Origin of the sequence: Mycobacterium sp. 852002-51152_SCH6134967 (assembly GCF_001667105.1) — a bacterium.
GTDB lineage: Bacteria > Actinomycetota > Actinomycetes > Mycobacteriales > Mycobacteriaceae > Mycobacterium > Mycobacterium neumannii_A.
In genome coordinates, this window is the sequence record NZ_LZIK01000010.1 from 1 (window position 1) to 1,290 (window position 1,290).

At 64.8% G+C, this 1,290-nt stretch carries 1 protein-coding gene; it reads left to right on the plus strand.

All coding sequences use genetic code 11. The features are described from left to right. The first annotated feature begins 225 nt into the window (after window positions 1-225). Window positions 226-1,278 carry an IS110 family transposase gene (locus tag A5790_RS01830; RefSeq protein ID WP_066841007.1) on the plus strand — a complete coding sequence of 351 codons (1,053 nt, stop codon included), beginning with the start codon at window positions 226-228 and terminating at the stop codon, window positions 1,276-1,278. Window positions 1,279-1,290 lie beyond the last annotated feature (12 nt).

The window sequence follows — 1,290 nt, forward strand, 5'->3', positions numbered from 1 at the left end:
TCAGTGTGAAGGTGAGGTGCCGCGTAGTGCGGTGGTTGAATCCTTTTCACCTGGTGTCTGGCTCTTAGATTGGCTGCCGCCTTTGGTTGGCGTTCACGCGTTTTGCCGGCATCAGGTGTGAAGGACCGGCCGGCGTGACTTGATAGGAGCGTGGCACCGCCCCCAACTGAGGTATGTCCGCCGACCGGCCCAACCGTCACCTCTCAGTGAATGGAGGCAACCACCATGGTTGTTGTTGGAGCCGATGTACACAAGCGCACGCATACCTTCGTCGCCGTCGACGAGGTAGGCCGCAAGCTCGGCGAGAAGACCGTCAAGGCCCTCACCGGCGGGCATACCGAAGCGGTGATGTGGGCCCGTGAGCATTTCGGAACCGATGTCATCTGGGCGATCGAAGACTGCCGGCATCTGTCAGCGCGTCTAGAGCGCGACCTGTTCGCGTTGGGGCAGAAAGTGGTGCGGGTCCCGCCCAAGCTGATGGCCCAGACCCGGGCCTCGGCCCGCACCCGGGGTAAGTCCGATCCCATCGATGCGCTGGCAGTCGCTCGTGGTTTCCTGCGTGAGCCCGATCTGCCGGTAGCCGCTCATGACGAGGTGTCGCGTGAACTCAAGCTGTTGGTGGATCGACGCGAAGACCTTGTGGCACAACGCACTGCGACGATTAACCGGCTGCTGTGGCGGGTTCACGAGCTCGATCCCGCCCATGCCCCCAAGGCGCGCTCGTTGAATCTGGCCAAGCACCGCAGACTGCTCGGCGACTGGCTGCACACCCAAACCGGCATCGTCGCCGAGTTGGCCCGCGACGAGCTGGCCGACATCAGCCGCCTCACCGAGACCATCGACGGGTTGGCCAAACGGATCGGTGCCCGTGTCCGCCAGGTCGCCCCGGTGTTGCTGGCCATGCCGGGATGTGGCGAGCTGACCGCGGCCAAACTCGTCGGCGAAACCGCCGGGGTGACCCGATTCAAGAGCGAGGCGGCCTTCGCGCGTCACGCCGGGGTGGCCCCGGTGCCGGTATGGTCGGGCAACACCCGCGGACGAGTCCGTATGACCCGCTCGGGCAACCGCCAACTCAACACCGCCCTACACCGCATCGCCGTCACCCAAATCCGCCTCCAGGGCCTCGGACAGACCTATTACCGCCACCGCATCACCAACGGCGACTCCACACCCGAAGCCCTGCGCTGCCTCAAACGCCGCCTGGCCCGCGTCGTCTACGGCCACCTGCACACCGACCACAACAATCGTCAAAAGCCTTGCCAAGCGGCAGCGGCTTGACATAGGAGAAAC